Here is a 24,010-nt window from a genome sequence, read left to right on the forward strand (position 1 = left end):
GGCATGGCATGGGGAGGGATTCCATGGGCGAGAAGCCACTCATCGCGGCCGTACGCAGGGGTGACGCGAAGACCGTCGAGACCTTGCTGGAAGCGGGGACCGACCCCAACACTGTCGACGAGCACGGCACGCCCGCACTGTGCCTGGCGGTGGATGCCTTCGACCTGCCGGTCACCGAAGTGCTGATGCCGTCGGCCTGGCTGAACTGCACCGCCTCCGACGGCCGTACTCCCCTGCTGCGTGCGATCGACCTCGGCGACCACTCCATCGCGGCCGCGCTCACCAACCGCGGGGCACACCTGTGGCCCAAGGACGCCGAGGGACGCGATGCCCTGGAACTGGCCCGGTACTGGCACACCACGGGTGCCGAGACCGAACTCCGCCGCCGCAGCGGATCGTCGGCGCCGGCCGGGCGCAGAACAGTGCGGAAGGATTCCGGGACGGTCTGCGAGGAACTGTCGCTCGGGGGTCTGACGGTCCGCACCGGTCACGCCGCGATCCTCACCGACCTGGAGTCCAAATACGGGGTCACGCCGTCCTTCGCCGAGCTGATGAAGCGCGCCCTGGCAGAGCCGGACGTCAACCACGAGGTGTGGTGGGCCACCACGCATACGCTCCGACAGCGAGAGGACCCCTCCGTCTGGGACGCGGCGGGTGCCCTGCGGGACCGTCCGGACCCACTGGAGCGGTACTTTGGCGCGCTGGTACTTCGCCTGGGCGTCCTCTTCGACATGAGCGACGACGAATCCTTCGTCCGGCCGATCGTCGACCACCTCCTTCCCTGGGCGGCACGGGAGGAGGACCCACGGGTGATGCGGGAGCTCACCGCCGGACTGTCCGACGCCCTCGATCCCCGGGCCACGCGGACGCTGCCCGCGCTCACCCGGCACCACGACGCCGAGGTCCGCCGATGGGCGGTCTCCGGCCTGCAGTGGCCGATCAGAACAGGGAACCCCCAGGCACTGACCGCCGCCGTCGCATGCACCCGGGACGCGGACGCCGCGGTGCGCGTGAGGTCCTGCAAAGCACTCGGCGACGCCCCCACGGACGCATTGGTCGCTTCGGACGCTCTTGCCGTGTGCCTTCACGATGAGGACGAAGCCGTACGGGTCGCGGCAGCGGTCCGGCTGGCCCTGCGCGACGACCCACGAGGCGACGAGGTACTGCGCGGTGTCGACAACACCGACCAGGACTCGCCCTACTACTGGGATCTCCATGACGTGTGGCGTCACCGTCAGGTACCCAACCCCGCCGGGTGATGCGCCCAGTCACCCGGCGTCAAGAACAGACACCGGGCACCCCGCTACGACGTGGGCAGGACCGTAAGACGCGAAACCACCCTCGTCGCTCTGAGTAACAGTCGTAGATAAAAGTCAAGTTCAGAAGCTGTCCCGCATCCTCGCTGTGAGTAATCCAGTCTGGCCAGCCGGTTGTAGCCTTCGGTTCAAAGGTGCTGCTCGGGTCCTCGACCAGCTTCTTCCAGGCGCCGTGGTCGACGCGCGCAGGCCGTGGTCAGCACCACCTGGCGCCCATGAAGCCGTTGGCAACGTATGGCACTGCCATGCGCCTTCACTCTGGGGGGAAGACAGCTTATCGGCCCGATGGGCCGGGAAGCCTCCCGGCTGATGAACGGCCGCCGGGACGGTCTTCCTGAGCGACCGCGCAGCCCTGTCCCCTTCGGAGAGGTAGCCATGAAGAGCGTCAAGCGCGTCGTCGCCACTGCTGGAGCAGGCACCCTCCTTGCCTTCGGCAGCCTCGCACTCGCCGCCCCTGCCGAGGCGCAGGCAGGCGCCTCTCCGACAGCCGACGCCAGGACCTATGGAGTGCTCGACTTCCTCGTTGGTGAGCCGATTCGGGTCGTCGGCTATCTCGGCTGCATCGTCTTGAATCGTCCCGGAGAGTGCCAATAGACAGCGGCATTGGTCGAGGTCTTGCCGCTCGGTCGGGAGCAGAGCCGGAGACTGGCCGGTCGAAACATCGCGTGCCAACTTCGAGTTGGCCAGCGACGTCAGCGCCCGCAGGCGTCACTACTGAACAACTCTCTGCCGGGTGATCCACCTGGTCACAGGTGAGGCAGACCACACGACCGGTGCCCCGTGACGGCGGACCTTGATCGGTTGCCGCTGAGGATTGATCACACACATCGGCTGACCTGGGCGGGGAGATCGGACCGGAGGCCGGTGATCAGTTATCGATGGTCATGTCTTCGTAGACCTTCTCGATCGCCGCGTCGGCATTGCCTGCGGTCAGGTTGATGGCGCTCTTTGAAAGCGATCCTCATCAAGGTCCGGTGCTTCCCGCAATGAGGCCCAGGCATTCACCAGGTTGACACGCGCAACCGCAGCCTTCTTGCCGTCAAGGAGCGAGATCGAGAGGTTCGGCTGTGCGCCAGGCACCTTCCTCTCAACGAGTTCCCCTGTCGGGGTGAGTGACTTCGCCACGTCACCGCCCTGCCCGAAACTCAGGCCGCTGACATCCTGGTAGGTCGCCACCCGGAATTTGCCCAGATCCACGCCAAAGACGTCCGACCTGAGCGCATCGCCCGGCGACGGCCTGGGCGTACTGCTGGTGCGGCAGTTCTCCCGGCCCGGTCACCGGCTGCCCTCCGCCTCGGTCTGACCGCAGGGGCGTACAAACGGTAGGTCGCGCGAGACGAGGGCGCCGGTGGGGCCGGCAGCGCGGAGGATGACATCGAGAGCCCGGTCCGGGTCGGAGGTGTACAGGCCGCTTGCCCACGCGGCGTTCGCCTCGATCACCGCCCAGTGCCCGTCAACCATGCCCACGTCCACAACGATCGCGCTCGGGAACGTCGAGCCGAGACCGGCCAGCACCTCCCGACCGAATGCGACTGCCTCGTCCGACAACGGGCCGAGGGCCAGCTCGCCTCCCCGCGCGTACCGGCTCCCCGTGCAGACGATGCCGTCCAGGACGTACAACCGGTACTCGACCGTGAACACCACCACGTCGCTGACCAGCACCGGTGTGGCCGGATCCACGGCATCCGGCCCTGGCAGGCGGGAGCCGTCTGCGTAGACCATCGCCCGGATCCCCTTGTCGCTGGGGGACTTGATGAACGCCGGACGCCGCAGGCCGTACGCTTCCCCGATCGGCATGAACAGCACATCACGCCGGGTGTACTGACGGGGAAGCCGGGCCAGCCAGTCCGTCGGGGCCTCCAGCAGTGCAATGCCGCACACCGGCGCGACGACGTCCGCGAAGCTCGGTCCCGCATGCAGGTGCTCGGCGCGCAACCCGGCAGGCACGGTGAACGAGGTGAGATGGGCAGTGGGTAGGCCGCGCCGGCGGACCGCTGCACGCACCGATTGGGCCGAGCCGGTCAGACGAGGTGGGAAAACGAAGGTCACAGCCACCGATCATGACTCACCTCGCACACCAGGCCCACTTCATTCCTGCCCGATGCCTTCGTGCGTGAAGGCGGCAAGCGGTCCACCCTCGGACGGGGCGTATAGGGCGTACCGCCACCCGGGGCCATGAGCATCGTGCGGCACGTTGCCCATCGAGAGCCCCGGCGGCAGTCCGTACCGCACCCTCGTCATTCAGGCTGGCTGCAGCGGCCACTGAGCCGTCAATGATCAGCGGGGGGCGGGCGGCGCCCCCGTTGGAGTTTCGCCCGCGCCCGCCTCTGTTTCTGCTCACCAAGCGAAATGCTTCCGGGGACGGGCCAGGACCGGGGAAGATCTCCTCCAACGACGTCAGCAACCCTTCCGGCAGCCGCAACTGCACGGCACGTACGGCGGACTCCAACCGGCCGAGGCTGCCGGGCCCTATGGCGGGGCCGGTGATGCCGGGCCGGGTGAGCAGCCAGGCCAGGGCGACCTCGCCGGGGACGAGGCCGTGTGGTCGACCAACTCCTCGTACGCCTGGACCCGGTCGCGTACGGCAAGGCTCTCCAGTGCTTGTGCCGCGCTCGCCGCGCGGCCCCGGGCGGTGGGTATTGCTCCGCCCTCGCGCAGCCTGCGCAGTACGCCGCTTGATCAGCGTTGCGGTCCACAGATACCAGAAGGAAGCGGGGAGTCCGCCTGCTGCCTGGTGCACCCAGCCCTTGGCACCGGCGCTGGTGCGCTGATGCGGCGGGTCCGACCGGAGAGTGGAAACCATGAAGAGTTTCTTTCAAGGATCACGAAGATGGGCCGGTGACTGTCTCGGTGGGGGTTGGCTGCGATGGCCTGGCTGTTCCCGGCGCGACTGACCGAGGCGACGGCCGGAGGGTCTTGGTCCGGCATAACTGCCCCGGTGCGGCGCGGCGGATTCAGGGGGCTGTCGGCGGGTCGAGGTCCTTTGTCATGAAGACCCTGCTGGTGCCCGGCGGGTCGCACGGGACTTCGCCCAGGCGTCGCCAGCCGTGTTTCGCGTAGAACCCGGGAGCCTGGAAGCTGATCGTGTACAGCACAGCCATGCGGCAGCCACGTGCGCGGGCTTCGTTCTCGGCACGGCGCAGGATCTCGCTGCCCAGACCGCCACCGCGCAGCTCGCGTGGCAGGAAGAACAGATCGAGGAAGAACAGCCCGAGTGAGGTGCGACCGGTCAGACCGCCGATCACCTGGCGGGTCGGGGAGTCACGCACCAGGACGGCCAGCGGGCGGCGGTCGTCGATGGCTGTCGTGTCGATGTTGAACCGGTCCAGGGCGTCGGAGATGAGCGATACGTCGGTGGGCTTCGGGGCGTCGGTGGCCGTGAGGCCGATGCCGGGCCAGGGGTTCGGTGGCGTGCTGTCGGTGGCAGGCATGAGGTTCCCAGGGCGATTGACGGAAGGGATGCGGGCGGAGAGCGCGGTGGCCTCGGCTGGTACGGGACAGTAGGGCGCGGACGATTCGGCCGAGCCCGAATCGAGATCGACGACAATCGGAGACATGGACCATCAGCGCGAGAGCCGGGACGTCGGTGTGGACCTGGCCGTCGTGGCCAGGCTGCTGGCAGACGGCACCAGGGCGGACTTCTGCCTGGCCCTGCTGGACGGCCGGGCCTGGACGGCCACAGAACTGGCCCGCCACGCCGGTGTCGCAGCCTCGTCCGCGACCGAGCATCTGAACGTGCTCGTACGCGGCGGACTCCTCGTCGAGGAACGGCACGGACGCCACCGTTACCTGCGGATGGCCGATCCGCGCGTGATGGCCCTGATCGAGAGCCTCGCCGCGCTCGCGCCACACCACTCCCCCAGACCGCGTTCGCTGTCGGGCTCGGGGCGACAGCGGGCCCTGGCCCGCGCGCGCCTGTGCTACGACCACCTGGCCGGGGAACTGGGCCTGGCTGTCACCAACTCGATGGCCGACCGCGGCCTGCTGGAGTGGGGAAGCGATCCGTCGCTCACCGTCAAGGGGGCAACCTGGCTCAACGACCTGGGCATCGCACTGCCCGACGCCTTCCGCAGACCGCTGGTACGCGCCTGCCTGGACTGGACCGAACGGCGCCCGCACCTGGGCGGGGCCGTCGGCGCCGCTGTCTGCGGGCACGCCCTGGCCGCGGGGTGGCTGACCCGGATCGGCACCACCCGTGCCCTCGCCCTCACGGATCTGGGCAGACACGAACTGCGCGACCACATCGGGCTGCCTGCAACCACCGAACTGCCGCCCTGGGACCAAGAAGCGGATTAGCGACCTTGGGATGAACGGTCCAGGTGCTGATGGGGCCGTGACGCGAGAAGGCCTGCACAGGGTGGGTGGGCTGTAACGCTTGCCTGGCCCGTGCGGCCAGCTCCCATCCCGCCTTGTCCGGGGTCTCTCGCGCGCACCCCGGCGAGTTGCTCGAAGAGTTGTCGCCGCGTTGGGGGCCCGGCGCGAGCCGGCGCTTGACCGGCAGCGGGGTGGCAAGCAGCACCGGGCGAAGGGAGCCGGGCGCAAGTCGAAGCGAGAGCGGTGTGGCTCTTCTGGAGGGAAAGCTGAGCTGGGAGAACGCTGACCGGGGCTGTCGGCGAAGCTGCTCATCTCTGCCGTGACGGTGCAGGGGGGCGGCGGATGAGCTCGCTGTTCGAGGAGTTGGAGGCCGCAGCAGACTACAGTCTCACCGCTTGATCACGACTTTCCCTCGACAGGAACTGCACCCCTCTTCGACTGCGGCGGCGGGCTGCTGCACCGGATTGACGGGGGCGGCGATGTAGTGCACCGGGTTGACCGCATGTTCAACCCGGTGGTGGTCGTCGCTCCGGCACAGAACTCCTAATGTCGTTGGCCTGCACCTCAACCACCGTCTCCGGAAGGGGATGCGCTATGAGAACGGCACGCATCGGTAAACGTAAGAGCGCCGCCGTGGTGGCAACGCTGGCGTGTGCTGCGGGCCTGATGGTGGCTGCCGGCCCCGCACAGGCGGCACCGGCGAGGCCCGACAGGGTGATCAACCACAGCTGCGGGCCCGCCATCAACGTCAACCAGACCACGAACCGGCACAGCAAGGACTCCAGCGCCATCGGCAGCAACGCCTGGACCAGCCTCGAGTACGGAAGCCGCAGCGGGTACGGGAAGGTCTACTGGGCCCACATATGGCATGCGCCGAAGAACAGCCATGTATGGCTCGACTGGTCCGACGACGGAAAACACAACTGGCACCAGTGCGGCCCCTACAGGGTCGACGGTAGCCAAGGCTCTCACGACCGCTGGACCTGGGCCGTCAACGGCCAGGCCCTGGCCCGGCTCGCCGCCCAGCATGAAGAGATCATCCGGCTTCGCGAAGCCGCCGCCGGGACAGCCCGGGTGAGCCACCCAGCACCGCGAACAACCGTGATCGGGAGCTGTAGTTGAGCTACCCCAACGGGCGTGATCCGGGTCACGGGCAACGGTGTCCAATCCAACACACCTGGCGATCTGCGTCGCGAAGGTGCCCGCGACGACGCTCCTGCGGAGAAGGGCGCGTCCACGCCGGTGCTGATGAAGCTGTCCGGGCGTACGTCGGTTCGCAGCCTCGCGAAGTACGCGCGGGTGTCCGATGAAGGTCTCCTGAACTCCCAGGCCGGCACCAATCCCGCCGCGCGTCGCGATGGCCAGCGGTCGGGCGAATTTTCTGTGGCCGGAGAGGGACATGGCGAGTATTGAGACGTCCATCCCCTTGCACGAAGCGGCATTTCATGGCCTGTTCCAGAGGTCGGTACGGTCGGATTCATGGAGTGGAACTTTCAGACGGCCGAAGGACTCGCGGCCGCCTTGCGTACCGGTGAAGTGACCTCGGCGGAACTGACCGACGAGGCGATTGCCCGTATCGAGCGCGACGACACGGCGATCAACGCGATCTGTGTGCCGGACTTCGACCGTGCGCGGGCCGCCGCGCGCCGTGCCGACCAGGCGCGCGCCCGAGGCGAGGACCGGCCGCTGCTCGGTATTCCGGTGACGGTCAAAGAGTCCTACAACATGGCTGGGCTGCCCACGACCTGGGGCATGCCGCAACACCGGGACTATGTGCCGGCCGAGGACGCGGTACAGGTATCGCGGCTCAAGGCCGCGGGCGCGGTGGTGCTGGGTAAGACCAATGTGCCCTTGGGGCTGCAAGATATCCAGAGCTTCAACGAGATCTACGGCACCACTAACAATCCGTGGAATCACGGTCGCACGTCGGGTGGGTCCTCGGGCGGATCAGCGGCGGCCCTGGCGTCCGGGTTCGGCGCACTGTCCATCGGCTCCGACCTCGCCGGTTCGCTGCGCACCCCCGCGCATTTCTGCGGCATCTATGCGCACAAGCCGACACTCGGACTGGCGGCAACCCGCGGCATGGTCGCGCCGCCGGCACCGCCATTGCCGGTCGACCTCGACCTCGCCGTCGTCGGTCCGATGGCGCGCACTGCCCGCGACCTCACGCTCCTGCTCGACGTCATGGCCGGACCGGACCCGCTGACGCACGGTGTAGCGTACGACGTGACGCTGCCGCCCGCGCGCCACGAGCGGCTCGGCGACTTCCGGGTCTTGGTCCTTGACGAGCATCCGCTCATTCCGACCGGGTCCGCTGTGCGGGCGGGCGTGAACCGGGTGGCCGACGCGCTTGCCGACGGCGGCGCCCGCGTCGAACGGCACAGTCCGCTGCTGCCCGATCTGACCGAAGCCGCCATGCTTTATAGGCAGTTGCTGTTTTCGGGCTCTGTCGCACGTTTTCCCGTCGACTCCTACGAGCAGCTGCGGGCCCGCGCCGCCGGATTGAGCGCAGACGACCAGAGTCTGGATGCGGCGCTGCTGCGCGGGATGGTGTTGAGCCACCGCGACTGGATCGAGGCGAACAGCCATCGCGAGCTCCACCGTCACGGCTGGCGGCAGCTCTTCGCCGAGTTCGGTGCCGTGGTGTGTCCGATCACGCCGACTCCCGCGTTCCCGCACGACCACAACCCCGATCCGAGGGAGCGCCGGATCGACATCGACGGCGTCGAGTACCCGTACTTCGACCAGCTCGTCTGGGCCGGTCTAGCCACCATGCCCGGCCTACCCGCCACCGCCATACCAGCGGGCCGGTCCCCCGAGGGTCTGCCGGTGGGAGTGCAGCTCATCGGCCCGATGTTCGAGGACCGCACTCCGCTGCGGCTAGCCGAACTGCTCGAGCAGAAGATCGGCGGCTTCCAGGCACCGGAGTAGGGCGTACTAGCGGCCTGGTCAGGAGATGCTCACCACTCTCAGCGGCACCCGCCTGCCGGACTGGATCAACGAGGCCATCGAAGCCCACGTGCCCGGCATCAGCACCTTCGCCGCCAGCCTGCGCAACGACTTCGACGCCGTGACTGCAGGACTGACCACCGACTGGAACTCCGGACCGGTCGAAGGCAACGTCTGCCGCGTCATTCTGTGGAATCAGAATTGTCAAGCTTGCTGTGCTTTGCCCTGGCGGACGCCGAGGATCGGCAGGAGGGTGGCGCCGGCCGGGACGTCGAGCTGTCGGGGTGTTGGTCCGGGCCGGGGTGGGGGTGTCGGCGAGTCTCTCGAGGAGGCGGTCGAGCGCGCTCTGGCCGTCGGTGACGGCTGCCTGCTCATCCTCGGTGAGTGGGATCGAGACGGCCATCTTCTGCAAGTTGCCCTTGGCCTCCAGCAGTTGGGCTTTTGTGGAGTCCTTTGGGGTGTAGAAGTCGCAGCGTGCGCAGGCCATGCGGTGCTGGCACTGCTCGAAGAAGGTGTAGGCGCAGTAGCCGTGCCCGAGGTCGTAGTGCTGCCACGGTTCGCCGGCCGCGGCGGCGCCGGAGGCGACCGCGTCCCGGTCGACCAAGACCTCGATCGTGCGGACGTTCCGCTCGAAGTAGCCCGCCTCGGAGTATGCCTTGGACAGAGTGTTCGGGGTGATCTTCGCGTAGTACTGGGTGGATTGCGGTGATCGGTGTCCGAGCCAGGCTTGCAGCTCGAACAGTGTCATCGGTTCCTTGGCGTTGTAGAGCTGGCTGGCGATGGTGGACCGGGCTCGGTGGCTGGTGATGTTCCCGCGGACGTCGGCGTCCGGGACTCCGGCCTTGCGGCAGAGCATCGGGATGATCGTGTTGTTGATGTAGCTGGTGGAGACGCGGCGGGCGCGGACGGCGAACAGGAGCTCGACGTGCTCGCCGGTGCGGCGGTCGGTGAACTTCGGCTGGTCCGGGCGGACGGCCTGCCAGGCGTCGATGGCCTGGCCGAGGATCGGGTCGACCGGTTTGGTGAAGGCGGTGCCGGTCTTGTGGGTCGGGACGTCGAGCAGGCAGACCGCGTCGCGGGCCAGCACCTGCTGCGAGTCGCCGGCGATGGGGGAACCGTCGTGCTGCCAGCGGATGCAGCCCAGTCTCAGCCGGGCGATCTCGTTGCTGCGTTGACCGGAGAACAGCCAGGTCAGCGTGACCGCGCGGACCAGTTCGAAGGGGTAGAAGTGCCCGGACCGGGTCTGCGGAAGATCCGCGGGGTCGAGGTTGAGTCCGGCCCACAGCAGCTTCGCCCAGACCTCGTCGGCGATCACCCGTGGGTCGGGGCCGAGGAGGGCGGTGATGCTGCGAGGGATGGCCAGAGCGCGTAGTGGGTCGAAGCGGCGGGGCAGCCACTCCCATTCCTGGCAGTCCCGGAAGAATGTCCGCAGAGCAGTGATCTGTCCGGCCTTGGTGGGCGCCTCCAGCGGCTTGCCGAGCCGGTCCTTGAGGCCGACCGTGCGCTGGACGTAGTCGCCGACCTTCATCCGGTCCAGTGCGGCGATCCAGGTCGCGCAGGTCTGCCGTGTCCAGTTGGTGGGATCGGCGGCCTCGGGCTGTTCGGCGGCGATCCACCGGCCGACCCGCAGGAGGGTGGAGCGGATGCTGCCGCGGACGCGCGGGGTGAGGGTGGAGGTGTCGTGCCAGCGGTCGGCCCACCGTTCCCAGATCTTGGCGCCGCCGGTGGCCCTCGCCGAGTGACGGCCGGTGCTCTGCAGTGGTGGATCGCAGAATCCGAGCTCGGCAACTGCCCGCTGCAGAGCGTGCAAGGTATTCAGCCGGGCGCCCTCCAACAGCCGTTCGCGTCGGACCCTGTCGAACAGCGCGGTGTCCATGTCCTCCAGGCGCGGGCTGCGGTTGAGCAGAAACAGCTGGCAGGCGACCGACGGCAGCAGGGTGTCGTCGTCCTGGCCCAGCTGATAGCCCCAGGCACCAAGGACCGTGCGGGCCTGGGCGATCTCGCTGGTGACGCGGTCGCGTCCGAAGATCCGCCAGGACAGCGTGAGGCGTTGGAAGCTGCCGAGCTGGTGGAACTCGTTGAAGGAACCGAGCAGGTAGGCGTGCGCCGCGAGGTAGGGGCGGACTTCGTCCCCGGCCCAGGCGGGCGCGTGCTGCCGGAACTCGGCCTGGGTGCGGCCGAGCAGACGGGTCCATTCCTGCGTGGTCCAGCCCCAGTAGGTCCGGCCTGCCTCCGCGCTGTGGGTCAGCAGAAGGGCCATCACGTCGAGCATGGCCCGTCGGCGGTGCGGAGTGGGCGGCGAGTCGAGTGTCGCGTTGACCGCCTCGAGCGGTCCCAGCAGCCGTGCGATCACGCGCCAGCCAGGTGCGGCCGGGTCGTGGTGCTGCAGCCGGCGCAGATTGCGCACGCCGAGTTCGAGGATGGCACGTGCCTCAGCAGGGCGGACCGTGACGGTCGTGTCGTAACGGTCCGGGACGACCGGCCAGGACCAGCGGCCGTCGGTGTCTTCGGGTATGACGGCCAGCGAGGGTGCGGTCACCGCGACACCTCCACCGTCGCGCCGGCCGGGGCGGTGAGCATCTGTATTCGCCAGGCATGAATGTGGTCCATGCCGCGGGCCAGCTTGTTGGCCAGGTCCCGGCCGGAGAGGTGGATGTACTGAAGGGTGGAGTCGGTGTGCCGGTGTCCGGCGAAGGACGCGATCGCGTGCAACTCCCAGCCCATGCGAGCCAGATCGGTCAGACACAGGTGCCGGGTGGTATGCGTGGAGAACCGCTCGACGCCGGAGGCCAGCGCGAGCTTGCGGACTACCTTCGACCAGGTCCACAGGCTCAGCGGCTGGGCGTGATTGCGCCGCGACTCCGACAGGAACAGCGGCCCTCGGGCCCGGCTGATCCGCGCGCGGTGAGTCAGGTAGTCCGACAGCAGCACCCCGGTTGATGCTGAGTAGGGCACCACCCGCTCCAGCCGGTTCTTCGTCGTTTCCGCCCGTATCCGCAGCGTGCGGTGGGCCGGATCGACGTCGTCCGTCCGCAGCGAGCACAGTTCCTCACGGCGCAGGGCAGCGTCGTAGGCCAGGGCAAGCATCACGCGGTTGCGTACCGGCTCGTGCTTGGCGACCTCCAGGACGCGCAGCCACTGCTGTTCCCCGGGAATCCACGGCAGCTTCGTCAGCCGGGGCACCAGACCGCGCTGCTGACCGCCATTCCGTCGGCCGGGGGTGTAGCGCCCCCGGCCGACGGGGTTGGATTCCCGCATCCCCTCTTCCATGAGGAAGTCGTAGAACAGGCGAACCGGCACCAGCCGCTGCTGGATCGTCGCATTCGCCAGCCCCGCCCCTGAGTCGATCGAGATCACATTCGCACCCCGGCGATGCGGCCGCGAGGTCAACTCCCGTACGTAGACGGCGATATGTGCACGGTTGGCGGTGACCGGGTCGACATCCTCCCGTTCGCACATCAGCAGGTACTCGGCCAGTCCCCGGCCGTAGGCGTCGATCGTGCGAGGTGCACGTCCGAGAACCGTCCAAACCGTCAGCCAGGCCGCCGCCTGCTCGTGCCGGCCGAGCACCGGCCACTTCTCCGTCAACACCGTCGTGCCGCTCAAGCCATCTCCCAAGTCCGTGGTTGCACCGGGGAGACATGATCACCCCAGCAGATTCCACGTAACTTTTAAGATGCTCAAGCGCCAGATGTTCGGCCGTGCAAGTTTCGCCCTGCTCCGCAAACGTGTCCTGCTGTCCTGACGGTGCTGGGAGGTTCGGCTACAGGCCAACCGCTCGCCGGTCGGGCAAAGCGCATGCCGCGGTGCCTCCTGGCATGCGGTGACGATTGTTTGCGACGAGTCGATACACACCGTGGGCAGCCCACCGCATGGGAGGCAACATGAGCAACGCACCCGCCAGCGCCCACCCTCCGCCTGCGCTCAACAGTGCCTTCGCAACAGCCTGGGCGCCTCCATACACAACGCCCCTGGGAGTCACCCACAGCACTTCGTGCTCGGCTCGTGTTGAGGTGACGCCAAGGGCTTCCAAGTCCGCGAACTGCCAAGGAATGGTCTCGCAACGAGGCTGTAGGCGCCGCTCAGCAAACCTCACCGAGGTGGAGCAAAAGCCACAATCTCCATCAAAACGAGCACAGGCTGATTCCGCATGATCGCATCATGCCGCGCCTACAGCAGGGTGGTCGCTCCGCCGACGATTACCGGCCACGTAGCGTCATCGAGCACGGAAGCTGTGCCAGAACCCGAGAAGCGGCAGCACCAGCTCAGGACCTCTGCTGCCTGCCAGCATCTCCGATTGTCGAGAGGCGGTCGCTCGGATCGCGTGGAAGTCGCGAAGGGGCCCGGTCGCGATGTCGCTCGTCGGCATCAGGACGCGTGAGGTCGCTGGAGTCCCTGGAGGAGGAGGGCGATCAGGCGTCGGGGGTCGTAGCGGGGGTCGTTGTCACGTCCGATACAGAGGTTGCCGATGCCGCGCATCAGCTCGTACGGCTGCGTGCCGGGCATGATGTCGCCGGACTCGGCCGCAGCGTCGAGCAGTTGGGCGCAGACGGGCAGCAGGCGGTCGAGGAAGTAGGCGTGCAGCGCGGCGAAGCGGTCGTTGTCGGACTGCAGGGCGTCGGCGAGTCCGTGCTTGGTGACCAGGAAGTCGACGAAGAGGTCGATCCACTGGCACAACGCGTCGAACGGGGAGCCGGCCGTGGCCAGCAGGGTCGGGCCGGCCTCGGCACATGCCTCGATCTGGTGCTGGTAGACGGCGGTGACGAGATCCGCCCGGGTCGGGAAGTGACGGTAGATCGTGGCCATCCCGACGCCTGCCCGGGCCGCGATCTGGCGGATCGGCGCGTCGACGCCGGAGGAGACGAACACCTCGGCGGCGGCAGCGAGCACCGTCTGCCGGTTGCGCTGGGCGTCGGCCCGCTTGCCTCGGGACGACGTCCCCCCTGCGGGGCTCTCGGTGGCCATCACATAGTCCTTCCCGACCGATTGACAAAACGGAACACTGCTCCGGATACTAAATGGAGCGATGCTCCGTTTCAGGTTAGCCGAAACGGCCGCTCCTGACCGCCTTGCCCTTCGCCGGTCCCAGGAGACCAGCGGACGGCAGGTGCCACCGAAAGGGAAGTCACATCGTGAGCACATCCACTGCCACCAGCGCCGACGCCTTGGGCACGCCCGTCCCGGTCCTGTCCTTCAGCCCCGTGGTCCTCCCCGTGCCCGGACGTCCCGTGGACCTCCAGGTGCGCGTCTCTGCACCCGCGACCGGAACCAGCCTTCCCGTCATCCTCCTCTCCCACGGTCACGGCCCCTCGAACAACCTCTCCTCGCTCAACGGCTACGCGCCGCTCGCCAACTTCTGGGCCGCCCACGGATTCGTCGTCGTCCAGCCCACCCACCTCACCTCCCGGACCCTGAGCCACCTGGTCGCCGGCGCACCCGGCGCACCCGACTTCTGGCGCTCCCGCGCCGAGGACATGACCCACATCCTCGACCGGCTCGACGCGATCGAGCACACCGTGCCCCAGCTCGCGGGACGCATCGACCACACCAAGGTCGCCCTCGCCGGACACTCGCTCGGCGGCTTCACCGCCGCCCTCCTGCTGGGCGCCGGGCTCACCGACCCCGACACCGGCGACGTGGTCCACCTCGTCGAGCCACGGATCAAGGCGGGCGTTCTGCTCGCCGCGCCCGGCAGGGGCGGCGAAGTCCTCAACGGGCCCATGGCCGAGCAGTGGCCGATCATCGGAGCCGTCGGCTTCTCCACCATGACCGCCCCCGCACTGGTCGTCGCCGGCGACAAGGACGACTCCCGGCACTTCACCGACATGGGGCCCAACTGGCACGCCGACCCCTACACCCTCGCCCCCGGCCCCAAGACCCTGCTCACCCTGTTCGACGCGGAACACGGACTCGGCGGGATCGCCGGATACGACGCCGCCGAGACCACGGACGAGAACCCCGAACGAGTCGCCGCCCTCGCCCGGCTCACCGCGGCCTACCTCCACACCCAGCTTCATCCCGGCGCCCCCACCTGGCAGACGGCGTGCGAGGCGCTGACGACCGGCCCCGACCCGGTAGGACGAGTCGAATCCAAGTAAGCCCCTACCCATCCCGATAGCCGCCCGGCCGAACAAAGCGGAAGGAGTACATACGGACAGTCAGCGGGCTCGTACTCGACGACGGTGCCTGGGCAGCCGACCGCCACGGTGTGAAGTGCCTCGGCACCCAGGGCCCTTGGCCGTAACCGGCTGCCTCCGCGCTGCCCAGACTCCTGCACTGTTCGAGACGAACCTCCCGCCGGCGAATCCCCTCGCCACCTCGATCGCGCGGCCTCCCCAGGGCGAAACATCCACGACCAACTCCCCGAAGAAGCAAGGGATGTCAGCGAAGTCCCGGTATGGACTGCTGATGCTCGGCACGGGCACGATGCTGTTCGCGGTGGGCAGCCGCTGGGACATCGCGGCGGCGGCCTGGATCTTCCCCGTACTCCTGGTGCGCTTCGCCCGCCTCAGCCGCGTGTGGTCCGGAACGCTGTGGATCTGGCTGGCGCACATCGCCGCGGCGGTCTTCTGGATCCAGGAGTCGGAGCTCGGCTTCAGCCCCGCCGCTGTCGTGATCGCGATCGCTCTCACCGCCCTGCAGACACTGCCGTTCCTGGCCGACAGATTGCTGGTCGACCGGTTACGCCCGGCCGTGGCGGCTCTCGCCTTCCCTGCGGCTTTCGCCGCTGCCGAGTTCCTGATCACGATCGTGACCCCGCTCGGAACGGCGTACGGCTGCCTGGCCGTCACGCAGTACGGCGACCTTCCGCTTCTGCAGGTCGTCTCGGTCACCGGGCCGTGGGGGATCGCATTCCTGATCGGCTACTTCGCGAGCACGGTCAACCGGATCTGGGAGCGGCCCGCATGGCGCAGCGGCCTGGTCTACGGGACGGTACTGCTGACCGTCGTACTCACCGGCGGTGCCCGCCTCGTCTTCGACCCGTCGACGGGCACGACCGTGCGGATCGCCGGGGTGAGCCCCAGCAGAACCGTGACCGACTCCCTCCAGACGGTGCTCAGGCAGATCGACGGAGGGCCGGCAGACATCGCCGCTTCGCCCGCCCCGGAGGTGGAACCCGCGATGACCGCCGTCGAGAACGACTTACTGGCCGCCACCCGGCGCGAGGCAACCGCCGGAGCGAAGATCGTGATCTGGCCCGAGGAGGCCGTCAGGACCCAGGAGTCCCACGCACCTGCCGCCATCGCGGCCGCAAAGGAACAGGCCCGCCGGTCCGGGATCTACCTGGAGATCGGCGTCCGCGTCTACAGCACGACCGGCCCCGCCTACGGCCGCGACGAGGCGCTGCTCATCGATCCGTACGGGAAGGTGCTGTGGACCTACCAGAAGGCGCACCCCATCCCCGGCTCGGAGAAGTACACACCCGGTGACGGCCGGGTGCCCGTCGCGGACACCCCGTACGGCCGCATCACCAATGTCATCTGCTACGACGCCGACTTCCCCGCCATGATGCGGACGCGGGCCGACATCATGCTCGTCCCCTCTGCCGACTGGAAGGAGTACGGCGGCGCACACACCTCGAAGGCGAGTCTGCGAGCCATCGAGGGCGGCTATTCACTGGTGCGGCAGGACGCGCGGGGAGTTTCGACCTCCTACGACAACAAGGGCCATGTCCTCGCCACCACCGACTACTTCACGACGGATCAGCAGACGATGGTGGCCTACGTGCCCACGCACGGCACCACCACGATCTACGACCGGATCGGCGACACCTTCGCCTGGCTCTGCCTGACCGGCCTCGCCGCGCTCACGGCCATCGCGGTGACGCGACCCTGGCGTCGTACGACTGACGGCTGAGGAGTGGGGCGGGTAGTGAGAGGCGCGAACTCACCGCTGGGCAGGCCCGATTGCCTGGGGGCCTCAGCCGTGCGGGCCATCGGAGGCGGACGCGGGCTGGACCCCAGACGAGGTGATCGCGTTCCTGGACTGCGGCGACGCGCCGGAGCGGGTGCACCGTCCGAATATCCACTGCGCCGGGACCAGGACGCCGTCATCGCCAGAGTGACGCGGGCCGGCCACCCGCTACCACAAGACGTCCGAGAGCTACCTCGCCGGACTCCCTCTGCGCGGGGCGATCCTGTGGATCCGCAGCCTCCAATCAACCTAAAGATCCGAACGTACGAAGACGCTCCAGGGGTCATCGGGCGTCATGCGTACTTCACCGACGGATCCCGCACAGGCACCCGGATTCCGCTGCGCCCGCGCAGAACTTCGTGAAGGTTGAGTGAAGTTCCTGTGCATCGAACAGTGTGGCGCACAGGATCTCTCCACGCGAAACATGACACAGCATCACCACAGTGCCATTCCGATGAAGTCCACGAGACGAGGAACGCACGTCATGAGCATAGGCATAAGAGCCCTGCGGTCCGCGGGCGCCGCCACCATCGCCCTGGCCACCGTCTGTACCCTCACGCTGGCCACGGCCGGCAGCGCGTCGGCCGGCACCGGCGCGGCGGCCAACGTGGCCGCCGACCTGCCCCTCCCGCCCGGCGCCACCTCGAGCCATGCCGCCGCGATCAACGACAACGGGGTGATCGTCGGCTACACCGACGGTCCCAACAACCGGATGTCTCCGGTCCGTTGGAATGCGGACCTCACCCCCACGACGCTCCCCCCGCTGCTGCCCGGGGACCCGACGGGCTACGTCGAGGCCGTCAGCGACGACGGCACCGCCGCCGGCTGGTCGGGGACCCGCCCGGTGCGCTGGGCGCCCGACGGCACGGTCACCCAACTGCAGCCGCTGCCCGGCGACACCAGCGCCGACTTCCGCGCGATGAGCCGCACCGGTATCGCGGTGGGAGAGTCCGCGCTCGGCGGGACCTACCACGCAGTGAAGTGGCGCCCGGACGGCCAGGCCGTCCAGCTCGCTCCGCTCAAGGGTGACACCCTCACCTTCGCCCTCTCGGTCAACAGCTCGGGCACAGTCGCCGGTGTGTCCTTCTCGGACTACAACGCCTACCACCCCGTGAAGTGGAACCCGGACGGCACTCCCGTCCCGCTCGACCCGACCTCGGCCTACTCCACCGCATGGGTCGTCCAGATCAACGACGCCGGCACCGTGCTCGCGCAGGGGGCCGTGCCGACCGGTGGCACGATCTACCAGTCGCGCTCCGTGACCTGGGGCGCCAACGGCACCGTCACGGACCTGGGCCCGCACTCCAGTGCGAACGCCATCAACGCTTCGGGCACCGTCGTCGGTCGACAGCTCGGAGCGGACAACATCGACTACACCGCCACGAGTTGGAGCCCCGACGGCACCGCCACGGCGATCGGCTCCGCCTACGAGTACACCACTGCCGTCGCCGTCAACGACGCCGGTGTCTCCGTCGGGCACACCGGGGCCAAGAACTCGATGGATACTCTGCACCGCTTCGCCCTCCGCTACGAGGCCGACGGGAGCCTGACCGAACTGAACGTGACACCGGACGGCAGCAACTCCTACGCCACGTCCATCAACAACTCCGGCGTGGCCGTCGGCGTCCGGATCACCTTCCCGACACCGGGAAGCTCCACGCGCACCGCTGTGATCTGGCGGCCATAACCACCGCCCACCCGTTCGGGGGCCCACCCGCACACGGGCGGGCCCCCGAACGCCCCCCACTCCGGAATCACTCGGCCACCCCGACCGCCGCGCCACCCGCCCCAGCACCGCCACCCTTTCCGCGATCTCCCCCAGCGGCGGGAGGTGCGGCTCGACCAGGGCCCACTCATCATCCGTCAGATCGCCACGCGCCATGCCCCCGGCCCACCAGACCATCGGAGAGGGTGACCGTCCCCCGGCCCGGCGGCCGGGGGACGGTTGTCTGTGCCGGTCCGCGGGCGGCGCCGTTACGGTTTACGGGCGACGACGGCGACGGAGTCGAGCAGGTCGACCTCTTGCCGGATCAGCTCCTGTTCGCTCCACTCCTTGACGAATTCCCGGGCGGCCTCCGGGTGCAGTTCCTTCAGGGCTTCCGGGTCGCCGACCAGGCCCGTCCAGTAGCGGTACCAGCCCTCCCACGTCCGGTCGCGGATCGAGGTCACGTCCGGGTCGGCGAAACCGGCTTCGAGGAGCTGCCGGGCGTAGGCCTGCTGGTCGTACCAGTTGGCGTCGGGCACGCTGAACCTGTACAGGCTGAGGCGCTTGGTCCTGAAGGTGTCGCGGGGGGTGTCGCCGCTCAGCGGAATGGTGTCGATGGCGGCCAGGACGCCGCCGGGTTTCAGGACGCGCAGCGCCTCCTTGAGGAAGGTGCTGCGGGGGTGGAAGTGCAGGGCGGAGTCGAGGGCGACGACGCGGTCGAAGATGCCGTCCTCGAAGGGGAGTTCGGTGGCGCTGCCGACGAGGAACTCCGCCCGTTCCTGAAAGCCTTCCGACTCGGCCTGTGCGCGGGCACCGTCGACGTGGCGAGGTGTCACCTCCAGTCCGTGGACTTTGTGGATCCTGTTTCCCCGTAACCAGGCGAAGTCCTGTTCCCCGTAGCCGAATCCGACATCGAGGACGGTGTGGACCGGCTTGAAGCCGGCGATGTCGGCGAGCTTGAGGGCGAGGGCCTCGCCGGCCCGGTCCGGGTCCCTGGTGCCGTCCTCCCAGTAGCCGATGTTGATGTAGCGGGTGGTGCGGTGCGCGAACTGCCTCTCGGGGTCGGCTAGTTCGTAGAGCCGTCTGACGCGGGTGTCCGGATCGGACGTCGTGACGGCCTGGATGGCCTTGCCGATCGACTGCACTTTTCTCAGCATGACGAACCTGCCCTTCGTAGAGGATCCAGGGATTCGCGCGGGGGGCTGGAGGCGTCGGAGGGGCGGCGGGCACCGGCCGCCGGTGTGGCGGCAGGGCGCCGCCGTGCGCCTGCCCGCCCGCTTCCAGCAGAACCCATTCCGTTTACGGAAACCCCTAGTATTACAGCTGGTTGTTCACGTGACGTGATGGCGGTGGGCTCGCTGAGCCGTTCGTGGGACTGGGGATGCCGCCGGGGACGGCTGGGGCGGGCGAGCTGAGCGAGGCCGATATCCGTGTGCTGGACGGGGAGTTGGAGGTGCGGTGCGCCTCGGTGGGCGATGTGCTCGCGCGTCCGGCGTCGCGGGAGAACCTGCGGGCGCCTGTACGACCGGCTCGTCCTCGCTCCCGTCCGTGCTGCCGGCACGTGGCTGATCATGCACTGGCATCGCTGGCGCACCCACCACCAAACCCGAGCCCGCGCCGGCCACTACCGCACCCGAGCAGCCCGAGCTCACTCACCGTGAAACCACCGGCTGTAGTACTAGGCCCAATCCGGAGCCTGCCGACTTCTTCGATCGCCACCCGCAGATTGGCCCCCAGCGCCCGGCGACGTGCCGCAACTGGCTCCCGTGTGACGCTGCGGCCGCGGCGTCACTGAAGACCTTTCAGTATCGTCTAGGCGATTACGGCGAAGTCGCTTGCTGATCCTTCTCGTGCACGAGTCCTCGGCCAGGTCGGGCCGGGAAGGACCGGCGGCGCAATTCACCGGGTCCGGTCAGGCGTGGACATGAGCCAGCGGGATCTATTACGGGGCTCTTACCGGCACCCCCGTCGCCGGTGTAACGCGCAGCAGTCCGGGAGATTCTGTGTCCCTGTCGGCCGCGGTGTGGCGGCCCTGGCGAACGGAGGACGGGATGCGGTTATCCATTGACCGGAGGCAGTGCAGAGGGAAGGGGGGCGGGCGGGCCTGGTCATGGGCCGGGCTGGTCCGGCTCGTAGCGGGCGCGGTGGCGATGGCCCTGGCTATCGCCGGGCTGACGCTCGGGGCGGCCACGTCGGCGAGTGCGGCGCCCCCGCCGCCGAACACCCTGGAGGACGTCCAGGCCGCCACCTACAACCTGCAGGGTGCGGGCACCGGCGGCAACACCAACAAGTGGACCGAGGACCTGCCGCAGCTCCTGGGCCAGGGCTACAACATGATCGGGATCCAGGAGGCCGGCCCCGGGCAGGTGGTGCCGGGAACGCACATCCAGACGATCGCCACCGGTGGCCCACAGAACGTGGAGGTCTACCGATGGAACCGGGGCACCCAGCACGCCCCTGACATCGTCTACATCTACTATCTGCGGACGGACTTCGGCGGCAACCGGGTCAACCTGGGCATCGTCACCCGGTGGCGGACCCAGCAGATCGTGTACGCCCCGACCGCCGGGGCGCGGCCGACGTTCGGGGTGCGGTTCGGCAACGCGACGTTCTGGACCGCGCACGCGGACTCGCGGGGCGGGCAGCCGAACAACGCGGAGTCCACACTCCAGGCCATCCAGGCCGCGGCGCCCGGCACTGACTGGCTGGCCATGGGGGACTGGAACCGGGATCCCGATGTGCGGCCGGTCGCGGCGCCGGCCGGGGCCGTGCAGTACCGCAGTGGCCAGCCCACCGTCGGCTTCTACACCGCCAACGGCACTCCGTCGGAGGCGGACTACTTCTTCACCGGTCGGGCCCTGGCCGCGGGCGCGCTGTACGAGGGGCAGCGGCTGAACGCGATGAGCAGTGACCACGCCCCGGTGGGCCTGCTGCCGCTTCCGCTGCGGGCCGCGGCCGGGGCGGTCGAGCTGCGCAGCGTCAGCAATGACGAGCGCCGCCTCGCGGTCCCGGGCGGCTCCCCCACCGACCAGACGGACCTGATCACCTACCGCGCCTCCAGCCGCACCGGTGGGCGGGCGGCGGTGCCCGCCGCGGGTCCTGAGCAGACGTGGCGCCTGGTGCCCCTGTTCAACCTGCCGGCTTTCGCGGTGGTCAACGAGCAGACCGGCAAGTGCCTCGACGTCCACAACGGCACCGCGCAGAGCCGGGACACGGTCGACGAGTACACCTGCGCGGGCCAGGCCACCCAGCAGTGGATCTTTAAGCCGTCGCCGGACGACTCGGCCACCGGGATGCTGGTGAACGGCTACCACTCCAGCAGCTGCCTCGACGTCCTGGGCGGAGCCACCGGCGACGGCGCGGCGGTCGGCATCTACGACTGCAACCGTCTGACCAACCAGGAGTGGGAACTGGCGAACCGTCAGTCGTCCACCATCGCCAGCGTCAGCAACGGCAACCGGCTGCTCGATGTCGAGGGCGCCTCCCGGGACAATGTCGCCCATGTGGTCACCTACACCGCCAACGGCGGTGCCAACCAGCACTGGCACCTCGATGCCAGCGGCCCTGGCACCTTCACCGTCGTCAACGAGGAGTCCGGCAAGTGCCTGGACGTCCACAACGGCACCAGCGCATCCGCGGGTGACTGGGTCGACCAGTACGACTGCGCGGGACAGCCCACCCAGGACTGGCAGCTTGTACCCGGGCCGAACGGCTCCGTGCACCTGGTGAACGTCTACTCCCGCTGGGATCTGGACGTGCTGCGCAACCTGACCGGCGACGGCCGCTGGGCCGGCGTCTACCTGGACAACGGCCAGACCAACCAACTGTGGACCTTCCTCAGCTGACGGAGCCGTGAGGCTGATTGTCGGCGTACGAGTTCACCCTGTGCGCGGACACTGATCGTGGGGCATGGCGTCCTGTGGGAGGGACGCCATGCCGAAGGTGCTGCGTGTCGCACTGTCCGACGGTCAACGCCGTGACCTGCATGTGCTGTTAGCTCGTCGCGATCTGACCCGCTATGCACACCAGCGCGCCGAGTGCCGGTGCACCCGCCATAGCCAGGGCATGTTGGAGAACTCGGTGACCTGCCTGGTTGGCCGTCCGGGGAAGTCTCGGGCGGCCAACCGGATGGTGTCGAACCGGGTGGCGACCGCCCGATGGCGCTTGAGTCGGTTGCTCTCGCATGCGACCGCGTACCAGGACGATCAGCGAGCCGTTCATGCCCCACCCACATGGCGTTGTATATGCCATATTGCGTAGTAATCCCGGTGAAAGGCACGTCATGAAGATCGCAGTCATCGGCGGTACCGGACTGATCGGTTCGCAGGTCGTCAAGAACCTGAACGCCGCCGGACACGAGGCCGTACCGCACTCGAAGTCCACCGGAGTCGACATCATCGGCGGCCAGGGGCTGGACGAGGCGGTGGCGGGAACCGACACCGTCGTCAACCTGACCAACTCCCCGACCTTCGACGAGGCCTCGCTCGCCTTCTTCCGGACCTCGATGGACAACCTCCTGGCCGCGGCCCGGAAGGGCGGCGTCGGCCACCTCGTCATCCTCTCGATCGTCGGCGTGGACCAGGTGCCGGAGCTGGACTACTACCGCGCCAAGGCGCTCCAGGAGAAGATCCTCGCGGCCGGGCCGATCCCCTACTCGATCGTGCGGGCCACGCAGTTCATGGACTTCATGGACGCGGTCCTGTCCTGGACCGCCGATGCCGACACCGTCCGGCTGCCCGCCACGCCCATCCAGCCCATCGCTTCCCAGGACGTGGCCGACGCGGTGGCGGAGGTCGCCGCCGGGGCTCCGCTGAACGGCATCCGCAACATCGCAGGACCCGAGGTCTTCCCCCTGGACGAGCTGGGCCGGATCACTCTGTCCCGCAAGGGCGACAGCCGTACCGTCGTCACCGACCCCACCGCCGGCATGTTCGCCGTCGTCAAGGGCGACGTCCTCACCGACAAGAACGCCCGCCTCGCCCCCACCCACTACGCCGACTGGCTCTCCTGACATCCCCACATCCCCGCCTCCTGCGCGTCCAGGAGCAGTCGTGAGCGGTAGATGACCGAGGGAGGTAGCTGATCGTGGATGTCTATGAGGCGGTCACGAGCCGACGGGCGGTGCGCGGGTTCACCGACCGGCCCGTCCCGCGACGGGTGCTGGAGCGGGTGCTGTCGGCTGCGGCCTGGGCGCCGTCCGGATCGAACCTCCAGCCGTGGCGCTCCTACGTGGTGACCGGTGAGCCGCTGGCCGAGCTCAAGAAGCGCGCCGGCGAGCGGGTGGCCGCATGCGACCCCTGGGACGAGCGGGAGTACGAGATGTACCCGCCCGCACTGAAGTCTCCGTACCACGAGCGCCGATCCGCCTTCGGCCACGAGCGCTACAGCGCACTCGGTATCGAGCGCGAGGACTGGGAGGCGCGCCAGCGGGCCGCTGCGGCGAACTGGGACTGTTTCGGTGCGCCCGCCGCCCTGTTCTGCTACATCGACCGCGACTTGGGCCGGCCTCAGTGGTCCGACGTCGGCATGTATCTGCAGACGGTCATGCTGCTGCTGCGCGCCGAAGGGCTGGACAGTTGCCCGCAGATGGCGTGGTCGGTGTATCGCAGGACCGTTGCGGAGATCCTGTCACCCCCGGACGGGCTCATTCTCTTCTGCGGCATGTCGATCGGTTTCGAGGACCGCACAGTGGGCTACGTCCGTACGGGCCGGGCGCCGCTCGACGAGACCGTCACGTTCGTCGGCGGATAGATCTCGTAGCCGCCTAAAGTGCCAGCCTTGGACGTGCTGAATGCCGGCAAGGCCGGTCAAG

19 protein-coding genes and 2 pseudogenes are annotated in these 24,010 nt (G+C 68.5%); 12 read left to right on the forward strand and 9 right to left on the reverse strand.

Annotated features, from left to right (window positions below):
• The first annotated feature begins 23 nt into the window (after positions 1-23).
• Both ACWD4B_RS12395 and ACWD4B_RS12400 read left to right on the forward strand, forming a co-directional pair.
• The gene (locus ACWD4B_RS12395) at positions 24-1,259 is read left to right on the forward strand and encodes an ankyrin repeat domain-containing protein (RefSeq protein ID WP_451420711.1); all 1,236 of its coding nucleotides are present in this window, start codon (positions 24-26) and stop codon (positions 1,257-1,259) included.
• A 432-nt stretch (positions 1,260-1,691) separates the two neighbouring features.
• Complete coding sequence (locus tag ACWD4B_RS12400) at positions 1,692-1,910, forward strand: hypothetical protein (RefSeq protein ID WP_451420712.1); 219 nt, start codon at positions 1,692-1,694, stop codon at positions 1,908-1,910.
• A gap of 336 nt (positions 1,911-2,246) precedes the next feature.
• On the opposite strand, the gene ACWD4B_RS12405 is transcribed toward ACWD4B_RS12400, so the two are convergent.
• The 4 genes and pseudogenes from ACWD4B_RS12405 to ACWD4B_RS12420 all read right to left on the reverse strand — a co-directional run bounded on the left by ACWD4B_RS12405 (position 2,247) and on the right by ACWD4B_RS12420 (position 4,747).
• On the reverse strand, positions 2,247-2,513 hold the full coding sequence (locus ACWD4B_RS12405) for a hypothetical protein (protein WP_451420713.1): 267 nt from the start codon (positions 2,511-2,513) through the stop codon (positions 2,247-2,249).
• Positions 2,514-2,591: 78 nt separating this feature from the next.
• Positions 2,592-3,365 carry an ATP-grasp domain-containing protein gene (locus tag ACWD4B_RS12410; protein ID WP_451420760.1) on the reverse strand — a complete coding sequence of 258 codons (774 nt, stop codon included), beginning with the start codon at positions 3,363-3,365 and terminating at the stop codon, positions 2,592-2,594.
• Between the two features lie 298 nt (positions 3,366-3,663).
• Positions 3,664-3,989: pseudogene (locus ACWD4B_RS12415) on the reverse strand (aldo/keto reductase); the annotation flags it as partial.
• Between the two features lie 281 nt (positions 3,990-4,270).
• Entirely contained in the window at positions 4,271-4,747 is a 477-nt protein-coding gene (locus tag ACWD4B_RS12420) for a GNAT family N-acetyltransferase (protein WP_451420714.1), read from the reverse strand.
• Between the two features lie 124 nt (positions 4,748-4,871).
• On the opposite strand from ACWD4B_RS12420, the gene ACWD4B_RS12425 reads away from it, so the two are divergent.
• The 4 genes from ACWD4B_RS12425 to ACWD4B_RS12440 all read left to right on the forward strand — a co-directional run bounded on the left by ACWD4B_RS12425 (position 4,872) and on the right by ACWD4B_RS12440 (position 8,561).
• Positions 4,872-5,612: an ArsR/SmtB family transcription factor gene (locus ACWD4B_RS12425; protein WP_451420715.1), complete on the forward strand. Its 741-nt coding sequence runs from the start codon at positions 4,872-4,874 to the stop codon at positions 5,610-5,612.
• A 612-nt stretch (positions 5,613-6,224) separates the two neighbouring features.
• The gene (locus ACWD4B_RS12430) at positions 6,225-6,752 is read left to right on the forward strand and encodes a hypothetical protein (protein WP_451420716.1); all 528 of its coding nucleotides are present in this window, start codon (positions 6,225-6,227) and stop codon (positions 6,750-6,752) included.
• A gap of 15 nt (positions 6,753-6,767) precedes the next feature.
• Positions 6,768-7,043, forward strand: a complete 276-nt coding sequence (locus ACWD4B_RS12435; protein ID WP_451420717.1) for a hypothetical protein — start codon at positions 6,768-6,770, stop codon at positions 7,041-7,043.
• A 66-nt stretch (positions 7,044-7,109) separates the two neighbouring features.
• A complete protein-coding gene (locus ACWD4B_RS12440; protein ID WP_451420718.1) occupies positions 7,110-8,561 on the forward strand; it encodes an amidase in 1,452 nt (483 codons plus the stop codon).
• Here ACWD4B_RS12440 and ACWD4B_RS12445 read toward each other — a convergent pair.
• From ACWD4B_RS12445 to ACWD4B_RS12460, 4 genes and pseudogenes are all read right to left on the reverse strand, one after another.
• Positions 8,473-11,118, reverse strand: coding sequence for a tyrosine-type recombinase/integrase (locus ACWD4B_RS12445; RefSeq protein ID WP_451420719.1), 2,646 nt, complete (start codon positions 11,116-11,118; stop codon positions 8,473-8,475). The two genes, ACWD4B_RS12440 and ACWD4B_RS12445, sit on opposite strands and share 89 nt — an antisense overlap.
• Positions 11,115-12,185 (reverse strand): tyrosine-type recombinase/integrase, encoded by a 1,071-nt coding sequence (locus ACWD4B_RS12450; RefSeq protein WP_451420720.1) that lies wholly within the window; start codon positions 12,183-12,185, stop codon positions 11,115-11,117. Before ACWD4B_RS12450 ends, ACWD4B_RS12445 begins: the two co-directional genes overlap by 4 nt.
• A gap of 157 nt (positions 12,186-12,342) precedes the next feature.
• Positions 12,343-12,731, reverse strand: a pseudogene (locus ACWD4B_RS12455) (thiol-disulfide oxidoreductase DCC family protein).
• 216 nt (positions 12,732-12,947) lie between these two features.
• Positions 12,948-13,544: a TetR/AcrR family transcriptional regulator gene (locus ACWD4B_RS12460; RefSeq protein ID WP_451420721.1), complete on the reverse strand. Its 597-nt coding sequence runs from the start codon at positions 13,542-13,544 to the stop codon at positions 12,948-12,950.
• A 167-nt stretch (positions 13,545-13,711) separates the two neighbouring features.
• Between ACWD4B_RS12460 and ACWD4B_RS12465 the strand changes: the two genes are divergently transcribed.
• The 3 genes from ACWD4B_RS12465 (at position 13,712) to ACWD4B_RS12475 (ending at position 18,180) form a co-directional block, all read left to right on the forward strand.
• Positions 13,712-14,677 carry an alpha/beta hydrolase family protein gene (locus tag ACWD4B_RS12465; protein WP_451420722.1) on the forward strand — a complete coding sequence of 322 codons (966 nt, stop codon included), beginning with the start codon at positions 13,712-13,714 and terminating at the stop codon, positions 14,675-14,677.
• Positions 14,678-14,957: 280 nt separating this feature from the next.
• The gene (locus ACWD4B_RS12470; protein WP_451420723.1) at positions 14,958-16,436 is read left to right on the forward strand and encodes a nitrilase-related carbon-nitrogen hydrolase; all 1,479 of its coding nucleotides are present in this window, start codon (positions 14,958-14,960) and stop codon (positions 16,434-16,436) included.
• Between the two features lie 541 nt (positions 16,437-16,977).
• Positions 16,978-18,180, forward strand: a complete 1,203-nt coding sequence (locus tag ACWD4B_RS12475) for a hypothetical protein (protein WP_451420724.1) — start codon at positions 16,978-16,980, stop codon at positions 18,178-18,180.
• A gap of 287 nt (positions 18,181-18,467) precedes the next feature.
• Here ACWD4B_RS12475 and ACWD4B_RS12480 read toward each other — a convergent pair whose 3' ends face one another.
• Positions 18,468-19,355: a class I SAM-dependent methyltransferase gene (locus tag ACWD4B_RS12480; RefSeq protein WP_451420725.1), complete on the reverse strand. Its 888-nt coding sequence runs from the start codon at positions 19,353-19,355 to the stop codon at positions 18,468-18,470.
• An 894-nt stretch (positions 19,356-20,249) separates the two neighbouring features.
• On the opposite strand from ACWD4B_RS12480, the gene ACWD4B_RS12485 reads away from it, so the two are divergent.
• From ACWD4B_RS12485 to ACWD4B_RS12495, 3 genes are all read left to right on the forward strand, one after another.
• Positions 20,250-22,043 (forward strand): RICIN domain-containing protein, encoded by a 1,794-nt coding sequence (locus ACWD4B_RS12485; protein ID WP_451420726.1) that lies wholly within the window; start codon positions 20,250-20,252, stop codon positions 22,041-22,043.
• A gap of 437 nt (positions 22,044-22,480) precedes the next feature.
• Positions 22,481-23,209 (forward strand): SDR family oxidoreductase, encoded by a 729-nt coding sequence (locus ACWD4B_RS12490; RefSeq protein WP_451420727.1) that lies wholly within the window; start codon positions 22,481-22,483, stop codon positions 23,207-23,209.
• Positions 23,210-23,283: 74 nt separating this feature from the next.
• Complete coding sequence (locus tag ACWD4B_RS12495) at positions 23,284-23,949, forward strand: nitroreductase (protein ID WP_451420728.1); 666 nt, start codon at positions 23,284-23,286, stop codon at positions 23,947-23,949.
• Positions 23,950-24,010: the final 61 nt, after the last annotated feature.

Source organism: Streptomyces sp. NPDC002536, assembly GCF_053594995.1.

Coding starts and splice junctions, on each gene's coding strand:
- ACWD4B_RS12395 (WP_451420711.1), top strand. CDS start 24: ATGGGCGAGAAGCCACTCATCGCGGCCGTACGCAGGGGTGACGCGAAG.
- ACWD4B_RS12400 (WP_451420712.1), top strand. CDS start 1,692: ATGAAGAGCGTCAAGCGCGTCGTCGCCACTGCTGGAGCAGGCACCCTC.
- ACWD4B_RS12420 (WP_451420714.1), bottom strand. CDS start 4,747: ATGCCTGCCACCGACAGCACGCCACCGAACCCCTGGCCCGGCATCGGC.
- ACWD4B_RS12425 (WP_451420715.1), top strand. CDS start 4,872: ATGGACCATCAGCGCGAGAGCCGGGACGTCGGTGTGGACCTGGCCGTC.
- ACWD4B_RS12430 (WP_451420716.1), top strand. CDS start 6,225: ATGAGAACGGCACGCATCGGTAAACGTAAGAGCGCCGCCGTGGTGGCA.
- ACWD4B_RS12440 (WP_451420718.1), top strand. CDS start 7,110: ATGGAGTGGAACTTTCAGACGGCCGAAGGACTCGCGGCCGCCTTGCGT.
- ACWD4B_RS12460 (WP_451420721.1), bottom strand. CDS start 13,544: ATGGCCACCGAGAGCCCCGCAGGGGGGACGTCGTCCCGAGGCAAGCGG.
- ACWD4B_RS12470 (WP_451420723.1), top strand. CDS start 14,958: ATGTCAGCGAAGTCCCGGTATGGACTGCTGATGCTCGGCACGGGCACG.
- ACWD4B_RS12475 (WP_451420724.1), top strand. CDS start 16,978: ATGAGCATAGGCATAAGAGCCCTGCGGTCCGCGGGCGCCGCCACCATC.
- ACWD4B_RS12480 (WP_451420725.1), bottom strand. CDS start 19,355: ATGCTGAGAAAAGTGCAGTCGATCGGCAAGGCCATCCAGGCCGTCACG.
- ACWD4B_RS12485 (WP_451420726.1), top strand. CDS start 20,250: ATGCGGTTATCCATTGACCGGAGGCAGTGCAGAGGGAAGGGGGGCGGG.
- ACWD4B_RS12490 (WP_451420727.1), top strand. CDS start 22,481: ATGAAGATCGCAGTCATCGGCGGTACCGGACTGATCGGTTCGCAGGTC.